Source organism: Pantoea sp. Cy-639 (genome assembly GCF_011752525.1).
Taxonomy (GTDB): Bacteria; Pseudomonadota; Gammaproteobacteria; order Pseudomonadales; family Pseudomonadaceae; genus Aquipseudomonas.
In genome coordinates this window covers 84,357-100,731 of the sequence record NZ_VWXI01000017.1, presented here as the reverse complement: position 1 = coordinate 100,731, position 16,375 = coordinate 84,357, and the positions used below count along the sequence as shown (strand labels likewise).

Annotated in this window: 16 protein-coding genes; 6 read left to right on the top strand and 10 right to left on the bottom strand. The window is 65.7% G+C overall.

Annotated features, from left to right (window positions below; genetic code table 11):
* Positions 1-60: 60 nt before the first annotated feature.
* Genes gmhB through glyQ form a run of 3 tightly spaced genes read right to left on the bottom strand, consistent with a single transcriptional unit; the run spans position 61 to position 3,570 of the window.
* Positions 61-657, bottom strand: coding sequence for a D-glycero-beta-D-manno-heptose 1,7-bisphosphate 7-phosphatase (gene gmhB, locus F3J43_RS19585; RefSeq protein ID WP_286184832.1), 597 nt, complete (start codon positions 655-657; stop codon positions 61-63).
* Positions 593-2,647 carry a glycine--tRNA ligase subunit beta gene (gene glyS, locus F3J43_RS19580; protein WP_166890595.1) on the bottom strand — a complete coding sequence of 685 codons (2,055 nt, stop codon included), beginning with the start codon at positions 2,645-2,647 and terminating at the stop codon, positions 593-595. The genes gmhB and glyS overlap by 65 nt, the downstream gene beginning before the upstream one ends.
* Positions 2,644-3,570 (bottom strand): glycine--tRNA ligase subunit alpha, encoded by a 927-nt coding sequence (gene glyQ, locus F3J43_RS19575; RefSeq protein WP_353618262.1) that lies wholly within the window; start codon positions 3,568-3,570, stop codon positions 2,644-2,646. The genes glyS and glyQ overlap by 4 nt, the downstream gene beginning before the upstream one ends.
* A gap of 105 nt (positions 3,571-3,675) precedes the next feature.
* On the opposite strand from glyQ, the gene F3J43_RS19570 reads away from it, so the two are divergent.
* Positions 3,676-4,227, top strand: coding sequence for a DNA-3-methyladenine glycosylase I (locus F3J43_RS19570; protein WP_166890592.1), 552 nt, complete (start codon positions 3,676-3,678; stop codon positions 4,225-4,227).
* A 41-nt stretch (positions 4,228-4,268) separates the two neighbouring features.
* The gene (locus F3J43_RS19565; protein WP_166890590.1) at positions 4,269-5,156 is read left to right on the top strand and encodes a lysophospholipid acyltransferase; all 888 of its coding nucleotides are present in this window, start codon (positions 4,269-4,271) and stop codon (positions 5,154-5,156) included.
* 54 nt (positions 5,157-5,210) lie between these two features.
* Here F3J43_RS19565 and F3J43_RS19560 read toward each other — a convergent pair whose 3' ends face one another.
* The 5 genes from F3J43_RS19560 to def form a co-directional block, all read right to left on the bottom strand.
* Complete coding sequence (locus tag F3J43_RS19560; protein WP_166890587.1) at positions 5,211-5,519, bottom strand: tetratricopeptide repeat protein; 309 nt, start codon at positions 5,517-5,519, stop codon at positions 5,211-5,213.
* Positions 5,520-5,530: 11 nt separating this feature from the next.
* Positions 5,531-6,904, bottom strand: a complete 1,374-nt coding sequence (trkA, locus tag F3J43_RS19555; RefSeq protein WP_166890584.1) for a Trk system potassium transporter TrkA — start codon at positions 6,902-6,904, stop codon at positions 5,531-5,533.
* Between the two features lie 24 nt (positions 6,905-6,928).
* The gene (gene rsmB / locus F3J43_RS19550; protein WP_166890581.1) at positions 6,929-8,239 is read right to left on the bottom strand and encodes a 16S rRNA (cytosine(967)-C(5))-methyltransferase RsmB; all 1,311 of its coding nucleotides are present in this window, start codon (positions 8,237-8,239) and stop codon (positions 6,929-6,931) included.
* Positions 8,236-9,168, bottom strand: a complete 933-nt coding sequence (gene fmt, locus F3J43_RS19545; protein WP_166890578.1) for a methionyl-tRNA formyltransferase — start codon at positions 9,166-9,168, stop codon at positions 8,236-8,238. The genes rsmB and fmt overlap by 4 nt, the downstream gene beginning before the upstream one ends.
* Before the next feature lie 61 nt (positions 9,169-9,229).
* Positions 9,230-9,736 carry a peptide deformylase gene (def, locus tag F3J43_RS19540; RefSeq protein WP_166890575.1) on the bottom strand — a complete coding sequence of 169 codons (507 nt, stop codon included), beginning with the start codon at positions 9,734-9,736 and terminating at the stop codon, positions 9,230-9,232.
* Between the two features lie 210 nt (positions 9,737-9,946).
* On the opposite strand from def, the gene dprA reads away from it, so the two are divergent.
* Positions 9,947-11,044, top strand: coding sequence for a DNA-processing protein DprA (gene dprA, locus F3J43_RS19535; RefSeq protein ID WP_166890572.1), 1,098 nt, complete (start codon positions 9,947-9,949; stop codon positions 11,042-11,044).
* 45 nt (positions 11,045-11,089) lie between these two features.
* The gene (gene tsaC, locus F3J43_RS19530; protein ID WP_353618259.1) at positions 11,090-11,644 is read left to right on the top strand and encodes an L-threonylcarbamoyladenylate synthase type 1 TsaC; all 555 of its coding nucleotides are present in this window, start codon (positions 11,090-11,092) and stop codon (positions 11,642-11,644) included.
* Positions 11,645-11,744: 100 nt separating this feature from the next.
* Here the strand turns inward: tsaC and F3J43_RS19525 are convergent, their stop codons facing one another.
* Positions 11,745-12,722, bottom strand: a complete 978-nt coding sequence (locus F3J43_RS19525; RefSeq protein WP_166890566.1) for an NADPH:quinone reductase — start codon at positions 12,720-12,722, stop codon at positions 11,745-11,747.
* A gap of 132 nt (positions 12,723-12,854) precedes the next feature.
* Here F3J43_RS19525 and hemF point away from each other — a divergent pair, with 132 nt between their 5' ends.
* Together hemF and aroE are read left to right on the top strand one after the other, a co-directional pair.
* On the top strand, positions 12,855-13,766 hold the full coding sequence (gene hemF, locus F3J43_RS19520; RefSeq protein WP_166890562.1) for an oxygen-dependent coproporphyrinogen oxidase: 912 nt from the start codon (positions 12,855-12,857) through the stop codon (positions 13,764-13,766).
* A gap of 25 nt (positions 13,767-13,791) precedes the next feature.
* Positions 13,792-14,616 carry a shikimate dehydrogenase gene (gene aroE, locus F3J43_RS19515; RefSeq protein ID WP_166890558.1) on the top strand — a complete coding sequence of 275 codons (825 nt, stop codon included), beginning with the start codon at positions 13,792-13,794 and terminating at the stop codon, positions 14,614-14,616.
* Positions 14,617-14,724: 108 nt separating this feature from the next.
* On the opposite strand, the gene F3J43_RS19510 is transcribed toward aroE, so the two are convergent.
* On the bottom strand, positions 14,725-16,290 hold the full coding sequence (locus F3J43_RS19510) for a SulP family inorganic anion transporter (protein WP_166890555.1): 1,566 nt from the start codon (positions 16,288-16,290) through the stop codon (positions 14,725-14,727).
* Positions 16,291-16,375 lie beyond the last annotated feature (85 nt).

Genomic DNA, 16,375 nt, shown 5'->3' with positions numbered 1-16,375 from the left:
CATGTACCGTTGCGGGACGCGCCCGCCTAAGGAAAAGTGCGCCACGATGGGCGCACTCATTTAAATAAGTTCTCTGGCGATGGCTGCCAGATCGTCGAAAATCAGTGTAGTTTCCGGGACGCCTTTTTCCAGGGTCCGTTCGCCCTTGCCGGTTTTCACCAGCACGGGTTGTGCATCGACGGCCAGGGCCGCCTCCAGGTCACCTTTGCTGTCGCCGACGAACCATACGCCGGCCAGTGGTACCTGGTAATGCTCGGCGATCGCTCGCAGCATGCCAGGCTTGGGCTTGCGACAGTCGCAACCTTCGTCCGGACCGTGCGGGCAATGCACGATAAGCCCTACCTCGCCGCCCTGCCCGGCCACCAGCTCGCGCAGGCGCGCGTGCATGGCCTCGAGGGTTGCCAGCGAGTAGTAGCCGCGGGCAATGCCGGACTGGTTGGTGGCCACGGCCACCGTCCAGCCCGCCTTGCTCAACTGCGCGATGGCCTCGATCGAGCCGGGAATGGGGATCCACTCCTCCAGCGACTTGATGTAGGCGTCGGAGTCGTGGTTGATCACTCCGTCTCGATCAAGAATCAGCAGTTTCAACGATTTACCCCAGCAGCGAGATATCGGCCACGCCCAGGAACAGACCGCGCAGGCGGCTGAGCAGGGCATAACGGTTGGCGCGTACCTTGGCGTCCTCGGCGTTGACCATCACCGCCTCGAAGAAGGCGTCGACCGGGTCACGCAGGGCGGCCAGGCGGGCCAGCGCCTCGCTGTACTGGCGCGCGGCAGCCATCGGCTGCACGGCCTGGTCGGCCTGCTGGATGGCCGAGTACAGGGAGAACTCGTTGGCGTTGTCGAAGTATTTCGGCTCGACCTGCTCGGCGATGGCGCCTTCGGCCTTGCCCAGCAGGTTCGACACGCGCTTGTTCGCCGCGGCCAGGGCTCCGGCTTCCGGCAGTTGGCGGAACGCCTGCACGGCCTGCACGCGCTGGTCGAAGTCCAGGGCAGAGCCTGGCTTCAGGGCACGCACCGACAGGTAGGTGGAGACATCGATGCCTTCGTCTTCGTAGCGTGCGCGCAGGCGGTCGAAGATGAACTCCAGCACCTGCTCGGACAGGCCTGCGGCCTTGACCTTGGCGCCGAACTGCTTGACCGCGAACTCGACCGCCGCGGTCAGGTCCAGGTCCAGCTGCTTCTCGATCAGGATGCGCAGCACGCCCAGGGCGGCACGACGCAGGGCGTACGGGTCCTTGCTGCCGGTGGGCAGCATGCCGATGCCGAAGATGCCGACCAGGGTGTCGAGCTTGTCGGCGATGGCCACGGCGGCCCCGGTCAGGGTCTGCGGCAGCTCGGCGCCAGCACCACGCGGCATGTACTGTTCGTTCAACGCCAGGGCGACGTCTTCCGGCTCGCCATCGTTGAGGGCGTAGTAGTAGCCGGCAATGCCCTGCATCTCAGGGAACTCGCCGACCATCTCCGAGGCCAGGTCGCACTTGGACAGCAGGCCGGCACGACCCGCGTTGGCGGCGCTGCCACCGAGGTGCGGGGCGATGAACGCGGCCAGCTTCGAGACACGCTCGGCCTTGTCGAACACGGTACCCAGCTGAGCCTGGAACACCACGTTCTTCAGGCGTTCGTTGAAGCTTTCCAGCGGCTGCTTCTTGTCCTGCTTGAAGAAGAACTCGGCGTCGGTCAGGCGTGGGCGCACGACTTTCTCGTTACCTTGCACGATCTGCTTCGGATCGCGGCTCTCGACGTTGGCCACGGTGATGAAGCGCGGCAGCAGCTTGCCGTCGCCGTCCAGCAGGCAGAAGTACTTCTGGTTGTCCTGCATGGTGGTGATCAGGGCTTCCTGCGGCACCTCGAGGAAACGCTCCTCGAACGAGCACACCAGCGGTACCGGCCACTCGACCAGCGCGGTCACTTCGTCCAGCAGCGCCGGCGGCACGATGGCCGTGCCTTCCTGCTGCATGGCCAGCTCCGCGGTGCGCTTGGCGATCAGCTCGCGACGCTCGGCGAAATCGGCCAGCACGTAGGCCTTGCGCAGGTCCTCGACGTAGTTGGCCGGGGTGGTGATGACCACGTTTTCCGGGTGGTGGAAACGGTGGCCGCGGGATTCACGGCCGGCCTGCTGCGCGAGGATGGTGCAGTCGACGACCTGGTCGCCGAGCAGCATCACCAGCCACTGGGTCGGACGCACGAACTCTTCACGGCTGGCGCCCCAGTGCATGCGCTTGGGGATCGGCAGGTCGTTGAGCGAGTCCTCGACGATGGTCGGCAGCAGGCTGCTGGTGGCCTTGCCAGGGATGTGCTGGGAGAAGCGCAGCTTCGGGCCGCTCTGGTCGATGTCCGACAGCTCGACGCCGCACTTCTTGGCGAAGCCCAGGGCGGCCTGGGTCGGGTTGCCTTCGGCGTCGAAGGCTGCCTGGCGGGGCGGGCCGTCGATGTTGATGCTGCGGTCCGGCTGCTGCACGTCGAGTTGGCGAATCAGCACGGCCAGGCGGCGTGGCGCGGCGTAGACCTGCTTGCCGGTGTAGTTCAGGCCGGCGGCCTGCAGGCCTTTCTCGATACCGACGAGGAAGGCGTCGCCGAGCGTCGCCAGGGCCTTCGGTGGCAGCTCTTCGGTGCCCAGTTCAACCAGGAAATCTTGAGCACTCATTGTGCAGCCTCCAGCTTAGCCAACACTTCGTCACGCAGTTCGGGAGAGGCCATCGGGAAGCCCAGGCGTGCACGGGCTTGCAGATAGCTTTGCGCCACGTCCCGGGCCAGGGTACGCACGCGCAGGATGTAGCGCTGGCGCTCGGTCACCGAGATGGCGCGGCGGGCATCCAGCAGGTTGAAGGTGTGCGAAGCCTTCAGGACCATTTCGTAGGTCGGCAGCGGCAGGTCGAGCTTGATCAGGCGGTTCGCTTCGCTTTCGTAGAAGTCGAACAGTTCGAACAGCTTCTCGACGTTGGCGTGCTCGAAGTTGTAGGTCGACTGCTCCACTTCGTTCTGGTGGAACACATCGCCGTAGGTGACCTTGCCGAACGGGCCGTCGGCCCATACCAGGTCATAGACCGAGTCCACGCCCTGCAGGTACATGGCCAGGCGCTCCAGGCCGTAGGTGATTTCACCGGTGACCGGGTAGCACTCAATGCCGCCGACCTGCTGGAAGTAGGTGAACTGGGTCACCTCCATGCCGTTCAGCCAGATTTCCCAGCCCAGGCCCCAGGCGCCGAGGGTCGGCGATTCCCAGTTGTCTTCGACGAAGCGGATATCGTGAACCAGCGGATCCAGGCCGATGGCTTTCAGCGAGCCGAGGTACAGCTCCTGGAAGTTGGCCGGGTTCGGCTTGAGCACCACCTGGAACTGGTAGTAGTGCTGCAGGCGGTTGGGGTTTTCGCCATACCGTCCGTCGGCGGGACGACGGCTGGGCTGCACATAGGCGGCGTTCCAGGTCTCCGGGCCTACGGCGCGCAGGAAGGTAGCAGTGTGGAAAGTGCCGGCGCCTACTTCCATATCGTAGGGCTGAAGCACCACACAACCTTGCTCGGCCCAGTAGTTCTGCAGGGCGAGGATCAGGTCTTGGAAGGTACGCACGGCTGGCGTAGGCTGGCTCACGAAATTCACCTGTATCTGGGGATGCGGATGTAAAGAGCGGGAGTATAACCCGATTCGCCTCGCCCTCTACGTTATTGGAGCCTTATGCCACGCTGCTTTTGGTGTTCCGACGATCCGTTGTACCAGGCCTATCACGACCATGAGTGGGGAACGCCGCAGCGCGATCCGGCGTTGCTCTTCGAGATGCTTTTGCTCGAAGGGTTCCAGGCTGGGTTGTCATGGATCACGGTCCTGAAGAAACGCGAGCGTTATCGCCAGGTGCTGCATGGCTTCGATCCGTTGAAGCTTGCGCAGATGAGCGACGCGCGCATCGAGGAGCTCATGCAGGATGCCGGCATCATCCGCAACCGTCTCAAGCTCAAGGCCGCCCGGCGCAACGCGCAGGCCTGGCTGGCTGTGGATAACCCCGCCGAGTGGCTGTGGTCGTTCGTCGGCGGCGTGCCGAAGATCAACCATTTCAAGGGCCGCGACGAAGTGCCGGCGGTCACCGACGAGGCCAAGGCCATGAGCAAGGCGTTGCAGAAGGCTGGTTTCACCTTCGTCGGGCCGACCATCTGCTACGCCTTCATGCAGGCCACCGGCATGGTCATGGACCACACCACCGATTGCGATCGCTACGCCGCCTTGCTGCGCTGAGGGGTTACAATGCGCGCCTTGCTGAAATAAGGAATCCGCCTGTGGAAAAGTTCAAGGGCGCCCTGATGGTCGGGGTGCTGCGCCTGTTTGCCAAGCTGCCCTGGGGCGCTGTGCAGCGTGTCGGCACCGGCATCGGCTGGCTGATGTGGAAAATCCCCAATGGCTCGCGCAATGTCGTGCGCATCAACCTGGCCAAGTGCTTCCCGGAGATGGATCCGGTCGAGCGCGAGCAACTGGTCGGGCGTGCGTTGAAGGACATCGGCAAGTCGTTCGTCGAGAGCGCCTGTGCCTGGATCTGGCCGCCGCAACGCTCGCTCGACCTGGTCAAGGAAGTGCACGGCCTGGAAGTGCTGGAGCAGGCCCTGGCCTCGGGCAAGGGCGTGGTCGGCATCACCAGCCACCTGGGCAACTGGGAAGTGCTCAACCACTTCTATTGCAACCAGTGCAAACCGATCATTTTCTATCGCCCGCCGAAGCTGAAGGCGGTGGATGACCTGCTGCGCGAGCAACGTGTGCAGATGGGCAACCGGGTGGCGCCTTCGACCAAGGAAGGCATCCTCAGCGTGATCAAGGAAGTCCGTCGCGGTGGTCAGGTGGGCATTCCCGCCGACCCGGAGCCGGCCGAGTCGGCAGGTGTGTTCGTGCCGTTCCTGGGGACCCAGGCGCTGACCAGCAAGTTCGTGCCGAACATGCTCGCCGGCGGCAAGGCGGTCGGGGTGTTCCTGCATGCGTTGCGCCTGCCGGATGGCTCGGGCTTCAAGGTGTTCCTGGAGGCGGCGCCGGAGGCGATGTACAGCGAGGATGTGACGGTGTCGGCGGCGGCCATGAGCCAGGTGGTCGAGCGCTATGTGCGCGAGTACCCGAGCCAGTACATGTGGAGCATGAAGCGTTTCAAGAAGCGCCCGGCGGGCGAGCCGCGCTGGTATTGAGGTTGCTGGGGGCGCTTTGCGCCCCTTTCGCGACGCAAGGCAGCTCCGGCGATTTCAGGCCTTGTTCAGTTTCTTGAGAAATACCGTCATCTCTTTCTCGGCCTGCTTGTCGCCATGGGCCTGCGCCGCCGCGATTCCCTCTTCCCAGGCCTGGCGCGCGCCAGCCAGATCGCCGCTGAGCTGATACGCCTTCCCCAGCAGCTTCCACGCCGCCGAGTATTTCGGATCCTGCTGCACACAAGCAGCCAGGTGCACTGCCGCTTCAGCGCCATTGCCCTCGTCCAGCCAGGCCTTGCCCAGGCCGAACCTCAGCAGCGGGTTATCCACACCCTTGGCCAGCATCTTTTCCAGCGATTCGCGCATGCCCTTTGCTCCTAGAAGAAACTCAGCCCCACGTGGAACAGCCGCTCCACGTCACGGATCTGCTTTTTATCCACAACGAACAGGATCACGTGGTCGCCGGACTCGATCACCGTGTCGTCGTGGGCGATCAGCACCTCGTCCTCGCGGATGATCGCGCCGATGGTGGTGCCCGGCGGCAGGTTGATGTCCTCGATGGCCTTGCCCACCACCTTGCTCGACTTCGCATCGCCATGTGCCACCGCCTCGATGGCCTCGGCCGCGCCACGGCGCAGCGAGTGCACGCTGACGATATCGCCACGGCGCACGTGGGCCAGCAGGGTCCCGATGGTGGCCAGCTGCGGGCTGATGGCGATGTCGATATCGCCGCCCTGGACCAGGTCGACGTAGGCCGGGTTGTTGATGATGGTCATCACCTTGCGCGCGCCCAGGCGCTTGGCCAGCAGCGACGACATGATGTTGGCTTCGTCGTCGTTGGTCAGGGCCAGGAAGATGTCGGCGTCGGCGATGTTCTCCTCGAGCATCAGGTCCTTGTCCGAGGCGCTGCCCTGTAGCACCACGGTGCTCTCCAGGGTGTCGGAGAGCTGGCGACAGCGGGTCGGGTTCATCTCGATGATCTTGACCTGGTAGCGGCTTTCGATGGCCTCGGCCAGGCGCTCGCCGATCTGCCCGCCCCCGGCGATGACCACGCGCTTGTTGGTCTCGTCGATGCGCCGCAACTCGCCCATCACCGCACGGATGTCCTTGCGCGCGGCGATGAAGAACACTTCGTCGTCGGCCTCGATCACCGTGTCGCCCTGCGGGATGATCGGCCGGTCGCGACGGAAGATCGCCGCCACGCGGGTGTCGACGTTGGGCATGTGCGCGCGGATCTGGCGCAGTTGCTGGCCCACCAGCGGGCCGCCGTAGTAGGCCTTGACCGCCACCAGCTGGGCCTTGCCCTCGGCGAAGTCGATCACCTGCAGGGATCCGGGGTGCTCGATCAGGCGCTTGATGTAGTTGGTGACGACCTGCTCGGGGCTGATCAGCACGTCCACCGGAATATGGTCGTTGTCGAACAGTTCTTCGCGGGTCAGGTAGGCCGATTCGCGTACCCGGGCGATCTTGGTCGGGGTGTGGAACAGCGTGTAGGCCACCTGGCAGGCGACCATGTTGGTTTCGTCGCTGTTGGTCACCGCCACCAGCATGTCGGCGTCGTCGGCGCCGGCCTGGCGCAGTACCGTCGGCAGCGAGGCGCGGCCCTGCACGGTACGGATGTCGAGGCGGTCGCCAAGGTCGCGCAGGCGCTCGCCGTCGGTGTCGACCACGGTGATGTCGTTGGCTTCGCTGGCCAGGTGCTCGGCCAGCGTGCCGCCGACCTGCCCCGCGCCGAGGATGATGATCTTCATCCGCTACTCCCTACCTTTTTGTGCTTACCCGCGCGAAGCGGCGATCTTGATCAGCTTGGCATAGTAGAAACCGTCGTGGCCGCCTTCCTGGGCCAGCAACTGGCGGCCATGGGGCTGGCGCAGGCCGGCCTCGGTGGCCAGGTCCAGCTCGCGGGCACCGGGGGTGCGGGCGAGGAAGGCGTCGATCACCTCGGTGTTCTCGGTCGGCAGGCTCGAACAGGTGGCATACAGCAGCATGCCGCCGACCTCGAGGGTCGGCCACAGGGCATCGAGCAGTTCGCCTTGCAGCGTGGCCAGGGCCGGGATGTCCTCGGCCTGGCGGGTCAGCTTGATGTCCGGGTGGCGGCGGATCACGCCGGTAGCCGAGCAGGGCGCGTCGAGCAGGATGCGCTGGAACGGCTTGCCGTCCCACCAGCTGGCGGTGTCGCGGGCGTCGCAGGCGATCAGCTCGGCGTCGAGCTGCAGGCGGTCGAGGTTCTCGCGCACGCGGGCCAGACGCTTGGCTTCCAGGTCGATGGCGACCATGTGGCCCAGGCCCGGCTCGGCCTCGAGCAGGTGGCAGGTCTTGCCGCCGGGGGCGCAGCAGGCGTCGAGCACGCGCTGGCCGGGAGCCAGCTCGAGCAGGTCGGCGGACAACTGCGCGGCCTCGTCCTGCACGCTGACCCAGCCCTCGGCGAAGCCCGGCAGGCCGCGCACGTCACAGGCTTCGGCGAGCACGATGCCGTCACGGCTGTACTGACAGGCGCTGGCGCCGATGCCCGCCTCGGCCAGCAATGCCAGGTAGGCGTCGCGGCTGTGATGGCGGCGGTTGATCCGCAGGATCATCGGCGGGTGGGCATTGTTGGCGGCGCAGATCGCTTCCCACTGCTCCGGCCAGAAGGCCTTGAGCGACTTCTGCAACCAGCGCGGGTGGGCGGTGCGCACCACCGGGTCGCGCTCCATGCCGGCGAGCAGTGCCTCGCCTTCGCGCTGGGCGCGGCGCAGCACGGCGTTGAGCAGGCCTTTGGCCCAGGGCTTCTTGAGCTTGTCGGCGCAGCCGACGGTCTCGCCGATGGCGGCGTGGGCCGGAATGCGGGTGTAGAACAGCTGGTACAGGCCGACCAGCAGCAGCGCCTGGACATCGGCGTCGGCGGCCTTGAAGGGTTTTTGCAGCAGTTGCGCGGCGAGCAGGTCCAGGCGGGGCTGCCAGCGGGCAGTGCCAAAGGCCAGGTCCTGGGTCAGGCCGCGGTCGCGCTCCTCGACCTTGTCCAGTTGCGCCGGCAACGAGCTGTTGAGCGAAGCCTTGCCGCTGAGCACGGCGGCCAGGGCACGGGCGGCGGCCAGGCGTGGGTTCATTGGCCGAGCACCTTGCCGCTGGCGAATTTTTCGCGGCGGCTGTTGAACAGGTCGCTGAAGGCCAGCGCCTTGCCACCGGGCAGTTGCAGACGGGTCAGGCTCAGCGCGCCCTCACCGCAGGCGACCACCAGGCCGTCCTTGCTGGCCGAGAGGATCTCGCCCGGGGCGCCCTGGCCTGTGGACAACTGGGCGGCCAGCACCTTGACGCTTTCGCCATCGAGGGTGCTGTGGCACACCGGCCATGGGTTGAAGGCACGGACCAGGCGCTCCAGCTCGACGGCCGGGCGATTCCAGTCGATACGGGCTTCGTCCTTGTTCAGCTTGTGCGCGTAGGTGGCCAGGGCATCGTCCTGGACTTCACCTTGCAGCGATCCGTCGGCCAGGCCGGCAATCGCCTGCACCACGGCGCCCGGGCCCATGCTGGCCAGGCGGTCGTGCAGACTGCCACCGGTGTCCTCGGCGCCGATCGGGGTGATCACCTTGAGCAACATGGGGCCAGTGTCCAGGCCCGCTTCCATGCGCATCACGGTCACGCCGCTTTCGGCATCGCCCGCTTCCACGGCGCGCTGGATCGGCGCCGCACCGCGCCAGCGTGGCAGCAAGGAGGCATGGCTGTTGATGCAGCCCAGGCGTGGGATATCCAGCACCGCTTGCGGCAGGATCAGGCCGTAGGCGACCACCACCATCAGGTCTGGCTCGAGCGCGGCCAGTTCGGCCTGGGCATCGGCGTTGCGCAGGGTTGGCGGCTGGAACACCGGAATGTCATGGGCCACGGCCAACTGCTTGACCGGGCTCGGCATGAGCTTCTGGCCACGCCCGGCGGGACGGTCGGGCTGGGTGTAGACGGCCACGACCTCGTACGGGCTGTCGAGCAGGGCCTTGAGGTGTTCGGCGGCAAACTCTGGAGTGCCTGCGAAGACGATGCGCATGGGAGTTCTCGCTGCAAAAAAGAAAAAGGCTTGCCGGAGCAAGCCTTCTGGAAGGTCGGGATCAGGCTTGCTGGCGGTGCTGCTTTTCCAGCTTCTTCTTGATCCGGTCACGTTTGAGCTGCGACAAGTAGTCGACGAACAGCTTGCCGTTCAGGTGATCGAATTCGTGCTGCACGCACACCGCCAGCAGGCCTTCGGCCTCGAGTTCGTAGGGCTTGCCGTCGCGGTCCTGGGCCTTGACCCGAACACGCAGCGGGCGGTCGACGTTCTCGTAGAAGCCCGGCACCGACAGGCAGCCTTCCTGGTACTGGCCCATGTCGTGGGTCAGTTCTTCGACGCTGGGGTTGATGAAGACGCGCGGCTCGCTGCGGTCTTCGCTCAGGTCCATCACCACGACCTGCTTGTGCACGTTGACCTGGGTCGCGGCCAAGCCGATGCCAGGGGCTTCGTACATGGTTTCAAACATGTCGTCGATCAGCTGACGCAGGGCGTCGTCGAACTCCGTCACCGGTTTGGCGATGGTGCGCAGGCGCGGGTCAGGGAATTCGAGAATGTTCAAGATGGCCATAGGGGTCAGGCAGTCACTGTGCGGTCGGTTGAAAACTGAGCACACATAATAAAGGGAATCGGGGCGTTCGGCACCTGGGAAAGCTCGACTAGGGTCTCTATGGGCTTGATAGCTGCCACTTAATGGACAGCTTTTCAAAGTATTACCCACAAAGTTATCCACAGGTTGCGCCACGCCAGTGGCCCCCCGTTTCGATCAAGGATGATCCCTATGAGCGCAGTCCATTCGTCGCCTTGTCCACCGGCCGAACTGGAAGCGCGATTGCGTCTGCATCGCCTTCCCGAGATCGGTCTTCGGCGTTTTCACAGCCTGATCCAGGCCTTCGGCAGTGCCTCCTCGGCCCTCAGTGCACCGGCCAGCGCCTGGCGTTCGCTGGGGCTGCCGGCAGCTAGTATAGACGCTCGGTGCAGTGTGCAAGTGCGCGATGGTGCATTGGCGGCGATGGCCTGGCTAGAGCGTCCGGGCCAGTATTTGCTGATGTGGGACCAGCCCGGCTACCCGGCGTTGCTGGGTGAAATCGACGATCCGCCACCGCTGCTTTTCGTCGCCGGTGAGCCCACCTTGCTGGAGCGTCCGCAACTGGCGATCGTCGGTAGCCGACGCGCCACGCCGCCGGCGCTGGACACCGCCGGCGCGTTCGCCCGCTGTCTTGCCCAGGCCGGATTCACCATCACCAGTGGCTTGGCCCTGGGGGTCGACGGTGCCGCTCATCGGGGCGCGTTGCAGGCTGGCGGATCGACAATCGGGGTGCTCGGCACCGGGTTGCAAAAACTTTATCCACAGCGTCACCGCGACCTGGCGCGGGCGATGGTCGACAACGGCAGCGCGCTGGTTTCGGAGTACCCGCTGGACGCCGGCCCCCTGGCGGCCAACTTCCCTCGGCGTAACCGCATCATCAGCGGCTTGTCGCTCGGCGTGCTGGTGGTCGAGGCCAGCCTGGCCAGCGGTTCGCTGATCACCGCCCAGCTGGCGGCCGAGCAAGGGCGGGAGGTGTATGCGCTTCCCGGGTCCATCCACCACCCGGGCGCCAAGGGCTGTCACCAGTTGATCCGCGACGGCGCGTCGCTGGTGGAAAACGTGGAACAGATCCTCGAGACGCTGGGCGGCTGGCGGAACCTGCCGCCCGCGTCTGTGGATAAACCCGTTCATCCGTTGCTGGCGCTGCTGCACGTTGCGCCGCAGACCAGCGAGGGCCTGGCGCACAGCAGTGGCCAGCCATTGGCCCAGGTGCTGGCCAGTCTCACCGAACTGGAACTCGAAGGCCGGGTCAGCAATGAAGGCGGGCGTTGGTTTGCCCGTGCCGGCTAAGTACACTGCGCGCACGGCGTTTTTATGCGGAGAGACGGAAAAATGGTGAGCAGTTGGCGTGTGCAACAAGCCGCGCGTGAGGTGAAGGCGGGTGCGGTGATCGCCTACCCGACGGAAGCGGTCTGGGGCCTGGGCTGCGACCCGTGGAACGAGGACGCGGTGTACCGTCTGCTGGCGCTCAAGTCGCGGCCTGTGGATAAAGGCCTGATCCTGATCGCCGACAACATTCGCCAGTTCGATTTCCTGTTCGAGGATTTTCCGCAGGATTGGATCGACCGCATGGGCAGCACCTGGCCGGGGCCGAACACCTGGCTGGTGCCGCACCAGGACCTGTTGCCCGAGTGGGTGACCGGCCAGCACGACACCGTGGCATTGCGGGTCAGCGATCACCCGCAGGTGCGTGAGCTGTGCGCGCTGGTGGGGCCGTTGATTTCCACCTCGTGCAACCCGGCCGGACGGCCGGCGGCCAAGAGCCGGTTGCGGGTGGAGCAGTACTTCCATGGGCAGGTGGATCTGGTGCTCGGCGGTGCGCTGGGCGGGCGCAAGAATCCGAGCGTGATTCGTAACCTGGTGACGGGCGAGGTCGTGCGCCCGGGCTGATATCGCTGGCGAGGGCGTTGCCCTCGTTTCGCGACACAAGGCCGCTCCTACAGGGCATCGCGTCCGTCTGTAGGAGCGGGCTTGCCCCGCGATAGGGCCCTCAAGGCAGCAGGACGGTGGAGCCGACGGTACGCCGCGCCGACAGTTCCGTCTGCGCCTTGGCCGCTTCGCTCAACGGATAGCGCTGCTGGATATCCACAACCAGCTTGCCACTGGCGATCATGGCGAACAGATCATCAGCCATGGCCTGGGTGTTCTCGGCATTGTTGGCATAGGTGCCCAGCGTTGGCCGGGTCACGTACAGCGACCCCTTCTGCGACAGGATCCCAAGGTTCACCCCGCTGACCGCCCCGGACGCATTGCCGAAACTCACCATCAACCCACGCGGCCTCAGGCAGTCCAGCGAGGTCAGCCAGGTATCGGCGCCCACGCCGTCATACACCACTGCGCACTTTTGACCGTCGGTCAGCTCAAGCACACGCTTGGCCACGTCTTCATGGCTGTAGTCGATGGTTGCCCAAGCACCGAGGGCCTTGGCCCGTTCGGCTTTCTCGGCAGAGCTGGCGGTGCCGATCAACTTGGCCCCCAGTGCCTTGGCCCACTGGCAAGCCAGCGACCCCACGCCACCGGCTGCGGCATGGAACAGTACGAAATCGCCCGGTTGCACGGCGTAGGTCTGCTTGAGCAGGTACTGGGTGGTCAGGCCCTTGAGCATCACCGCCGCCGCCTGCTCGAAGCTGATGGCATCGGGCAGCTTGACCAGGTTGGCCTCGGGCAGCGTGTGGACTTCGCTGTAGGCTCCCAGCGGGCCGCCGGCATAGGCCACGCGGTCACCGACCTTGATTCGGCCGACGCCCTCGCCTACCGCCTCGACCACGCCGGCGCCCTCCGTGCCCAGCCCGGAAGGCAATGACGGCGGCGCATACAGCCCGCCTCGGAAATAGGTGTCGATGAAGTTCAGGCCGATCGCCCGGTTGCGCACCCGCACCTGCTGCGGACCGGGCGGGGCCGGGTCGAACTCCACCAGTTGCAGGACTTCCGGGCCGCCATGCTGGCTGAACTGGATACGCTTGGCCATCACACACTCCTGTCGTCGAAGGTCGCAAAGGCCTTCTATCGGACGCCTTTGCTTGATCGCCGTCAACTGCGACGCGGCGTTGGCCGGTGGTATGCTACGCGGCGAATTTTTCTGCTCCTTCCAGGTGACCCGATGACCAGCCGCACCGAGGCCGTGAAAGCCTACCTGCTCGACCTGCAAGACCGCATCTGCACTGCCCTCGAAAACGAAGACGGCGGCGCCCGCTTCGTCGAGGATGCCTGGGTGCGTGATGCCGGTGGCGGCGGGCGCACGCGGGTGATCGGCGAAGGCAAGGTCATCGAGAAAGGCGGCGTCAACTTCTCCCACGTGTTCGGCGCCGGCCTGCCACCGTCGGCCAGCGCCCACCGCCCGGAGCTGGCGGGTCGTGGCTTCGAGGCCCTGGGCGTGTCGCTGGTGATCCATCCGCATAACCCGCATGTGCCCACCTCCCACGCCAACGTGCGCTTCTTCATCGCTGAAAAGGAAGGCGAAGAGGCGGTGTGGTGGTTCGGTGGCGGCTTCGACCTGACCCCGTACTACGGCAACGAGGAAGACTGCGTGCACTGGCACCGGGTCGCCGAGCAGGCCTGCGCGCCGTTCGGCGCGGATGTCTACCCGCGCTACAAGGCCTGGTGCGACCGCTACTTCCACCTCAAGCACCGTGGCGAGCCGCGCGGCATCGGCGGCCTGTTCTTCGATGACCTGAACGAGTGGGGCTTCGATACCTGCTTCGCCTTCATCCGCGCCATCGGCGATGCCTATGTCGACGCCTACCTGCCGATCGTCCAGCGTCGCAAGGACACCCCGTACACCCCCGCGCAGCGTGAATTCCAGGAATACCGCCGTGGCCGCTACGTCGAGTTCAACCTGGTCTACGACCGCGGTACCCTGTTCGGACTGCAGTCCGGTGGGCGTACCGAGTCGATCCTGATGTCGCTGCCGCCGCAGGTTCGCTGGGGCTACGACTGGAAAGCCGAACCGGGCAGCGAGGAAGCACGCCTGACCGAGTACTTCCTGCAGGATCGCGACTGGCTCGCCCAGTAAGCCTGTGGATAACCGAGGAGCTCCCATGGACCAGTACGTCGTTTTCGGCAACCCCATCGGCCACAGCAAGTCGCCGCTGATCCACCGGCTGTTCGCCGACCAGACCGGCGAGGACCTGGAATATGCCACCCTGCTGGCGCCTGTGGATGACTTCAGCGACTGCGCCCGGGGCTTCTTCAAGCAAGGCTGCGGCGCCAATGTCACCGTGCCGTTCAAGGAAGAGGCCTACCGCCTGTGCGACAGCCTCACTCCCCGGGCGCAACGCGCCGGCGCGGTGAACACCCTGACCAAGCTGGCCGATGGCACGCTGCAGGGCGACAACACCGATGGCGCCGGGTTGGTGCGGGACCTTACCGTCAATGCCGGGGTCGCGTTGACCGGCAAGCGGGTCCTCATCCTCGGCGCCGGTGGCGCCGTGCGCGGCGTGCTGGAGCCGATCCTGGCGCACCGGCCGCAGTCGCTGGTGATCGCCAACCGCACGGTGGAAAAGGCCGAGCAACTGGCCCGTGAGTTCGATGAGCTGGGGCCGGTGGTGGCCAGTGGGTTCGCCTGGCTGCAGGAACCGGTGGACGTGATCATCAATGCCACGTCGGCGAGCCTGTCCGGCGAGTTGCCGCCGATTGCCGACAGCTTGGTCGAGGCTGGGCGCACGGTTTGCTACGACATGATGTATGGCAAGGAACCGACGCCGTTCTGCCTGTGGGCCAGCAAGCTGGGGGCAGCCAAGGTGCTCGATGGGCTGGGGATGCTGGCCGAGCAGGCGGCCGAGGCGTTCTTCATCTGGCGGGGGGTACGGCCGGAGACGGGGCCGGTACTGGACGAGCTGCGCCGGCAACTCGCTCGGGTTTGAGATTGCTGGGGCCGCTTTGCGGCCCTTTCGCGGCGCAAGGCCGCTGCTACAAAGCAACGCGGCTCCAGGTGTCGCGAAAGGGCTCAACACAACCGTCGGATTTCAACCTCACTCCTCAAATCGGATCGGGCACCGCGCCACGCCCTCCAGCTTCTGCAATTCCTCGATCACTTGCGGCCTGGCCCTTTGCAGCGTCAGGCTCCCGCCCCCACGCAGCAACCGCCGCGCCTCGCGGTGCAACATATCCACACCCGAATAATCGATGAAGTTCACCTGCCGTGCGTCGATCAGCACATGCGGCCCCTGGCAGCGCTGCAAGCGCGCTTGCAGGTAATGCGCGGCGCCGAAGAAGATCGAACCACCCACTTTCAGTACATCCGTCTCCCCTTCCCGGCTCTGCTGTACCCGCGGCCGCGACGTGCGCTTGAGGTAGAAGAACAGCGACGCCAGCACTCCGGCATAGATCGCCGTCTGCAACTCCAGCAGCAACGTTGCCGCAGCGGTCAGTGCCATTACCAGGAACTCTGAGCGACTGACCCGGAACAGCGCGCGGATCCCGCGATGATCCACCAGCCCCCAGCAGATCAGCAGGATGCTTCCGGCCATCGCCGGGATCGGCAGATGGGCGATCAATCCGGCGCCGGTCACCGCGAACAGCGCTACCCACAGTGCCGAGAACACCCCGGCCAGCGGTGAGCGTGCTCCGGCCTCGTAGCTCAGGCCCGAGCGGGTGAACGAACCGGATGACAGGTAGCCGGAAAAGCACGCGCCGACGATGTTCGACAGGCCCTGGGCGCGGACTTCCTGGTTGGCGTCGATCAGTTGTTCCGAGCGCGCCGACAGCGAGCGGGCGATGGACAGGCTGGTCACCAGCCCGAGCATGCCTACGGCCACGGCGCTGGGCAGCAGGCGCAGGATCAGTTCAAGGTCGAACAACGGCAGCGGGCTCAGCGGCGGCAGTTGGCCGATGAATGCTGGCACCCGTGCCACATGGCCGAACACCCCGGGCAACAGCCAGGCCACCAGGCTGACCAGCAGCAGACTTATCAACAGGCTCGGCCAGCGCGGGCGCCACAGTTTCAGCGCGATGCCGATCACCAGTGTGGCCAGGCCCAGGGCCAGCGATGGCAGGTCCACCTCGCCGATATGCCTGGCCAGATCCTGCACGGTCTTCAGCGCTGTGGCCTGGCTGGGCAAATCCATGCCCAGCAGGTTGGGTAGCTGGCCGAGGGCGATGACGACGGCGGCCCCGAGGGTGAAGCCCAGCACCACCGAGTGGGAGACGAAGTTGACCAGTGCGCCGAAGCGCAGCAGCCCCAGCAAGAGTTGGAAGATACCGCCGAGGAAGGTGAGCAACAGCACCAGGGTCACGTAGTCAGCGCTGCCGGCCACGGCCAGCGGGCTGATGCTGGCGTAGAGGACGATGGAAATGGCGGCGGTGGGGCCGCCGATAAGGTGCCAGGACGAGCCCCACAGGCAGGCGATGAGCACCGGCACGATGGCGGCGTACAGGCCGTACTCGGCGGGCAGGCCGGCAATCAGCGCGTAGGCGATGGACTGCGGCAGGGCGAGGATGGCGCCGCTCAGGCCCACCAGCAGGTCCTGACGCAGGCTGCGGCCCGATTGGTGGGGTAGCCAGGAGAGGAAGGGCAGCAGGTGGACAAGGCGAGGCATCTATTATCGATCCTGGTATTCGGGCGACATTCGAGATTGCAGGCGAGGGCTTCGCCCTCGTTTCGCGAAAGGGCCGCGAAGCGGC

Coding starts and splice junctions, on each gene's coding strand:
- gmhB (WP_286184832.1), bottom strand. CDS start 657: ATGCCCTGCTCAGCCGCCTGCGCGGTCTGTTCCTGGGCGTGGCCGATA.
- glyS (WP_166890595.1), bottom strand. CDS start 2,647: ATGAGTGCTCAAGATTTCCTGGTTGAACTGGGCACCGAAGAGCTGCCA.
- F3J43_RS19570 (WP_166890592.1), top strand. CDS start 3,676: ATGCCACGCTGCTTTTGGTGTTCCGACGATCCGTTGTACCAGGCCTAT.
- F3J43_RS19560 (WP_166890587.1), bottom strand. CDS start 5,519: ATGCGCGAATCGCTGGAAAAGATGCTGGCCAAGGGTGTGGATAACCCG.
- trkA (WP_166890584.1), bottom strand. CDS start 6,904: ATGAAGATCATCATCCTCGGCGCGGGGCAGGTCGGCGGCACGCTGGCC.
- rsmB (WP_166890581.1), bottom strand. CDS start 8,239: ATGAACCCACGCCTGGCCGCCGCCCGTGCCCTGGCCGCCGTGCTCAGC.
- fmt (WP_166890578.1), bottom strand. CDS start 9,168: ATGCGCATCGTCTTCGCAGGCACTCCAGAGTTTGCCGCCGAACACCTC.
- def (WP_166890575.1), bottom strand. CDS start 9,736: ATGGCCATCTTGAACATTCTCGAATTCCCTGACCCGCGCCTGCGCACC.
- dprA (WP_166890572.1), top strand. CDS start 9,947: ATGAGCGCAGTCCATTCGTCGCCTTGTCCACCGGCCGAACTGGAAGCG.
- F3J43_RS19525 (WP_166890566.1), bottom strand. CDS start 12,722: ATGGCCAAGCGTATCCAGTTCAGCCAGCATGGCGGCCCGGAAGTCCTG.
- hemF (WP_166890562.1), top strand. CDS start 12,855: ATGACCAGCCGCACCGAGGCCGTGAAAGCCTACCTGCTCGACCTGCAA.
- aroE (WP_166890558.1), top strand. CDS start 13,792: ATGGACCAGTACGTCGTTTTCGGCAACCCCATCGGCCACAGCAAGTCG.
- F3J43_RS19510 (WP_166890555.1), bottom strand. CDS start 16,290: ATGCCTCGCCTTGTCCACCTGCTGCCCTTCCTCTCCTGGCTACCCCAC.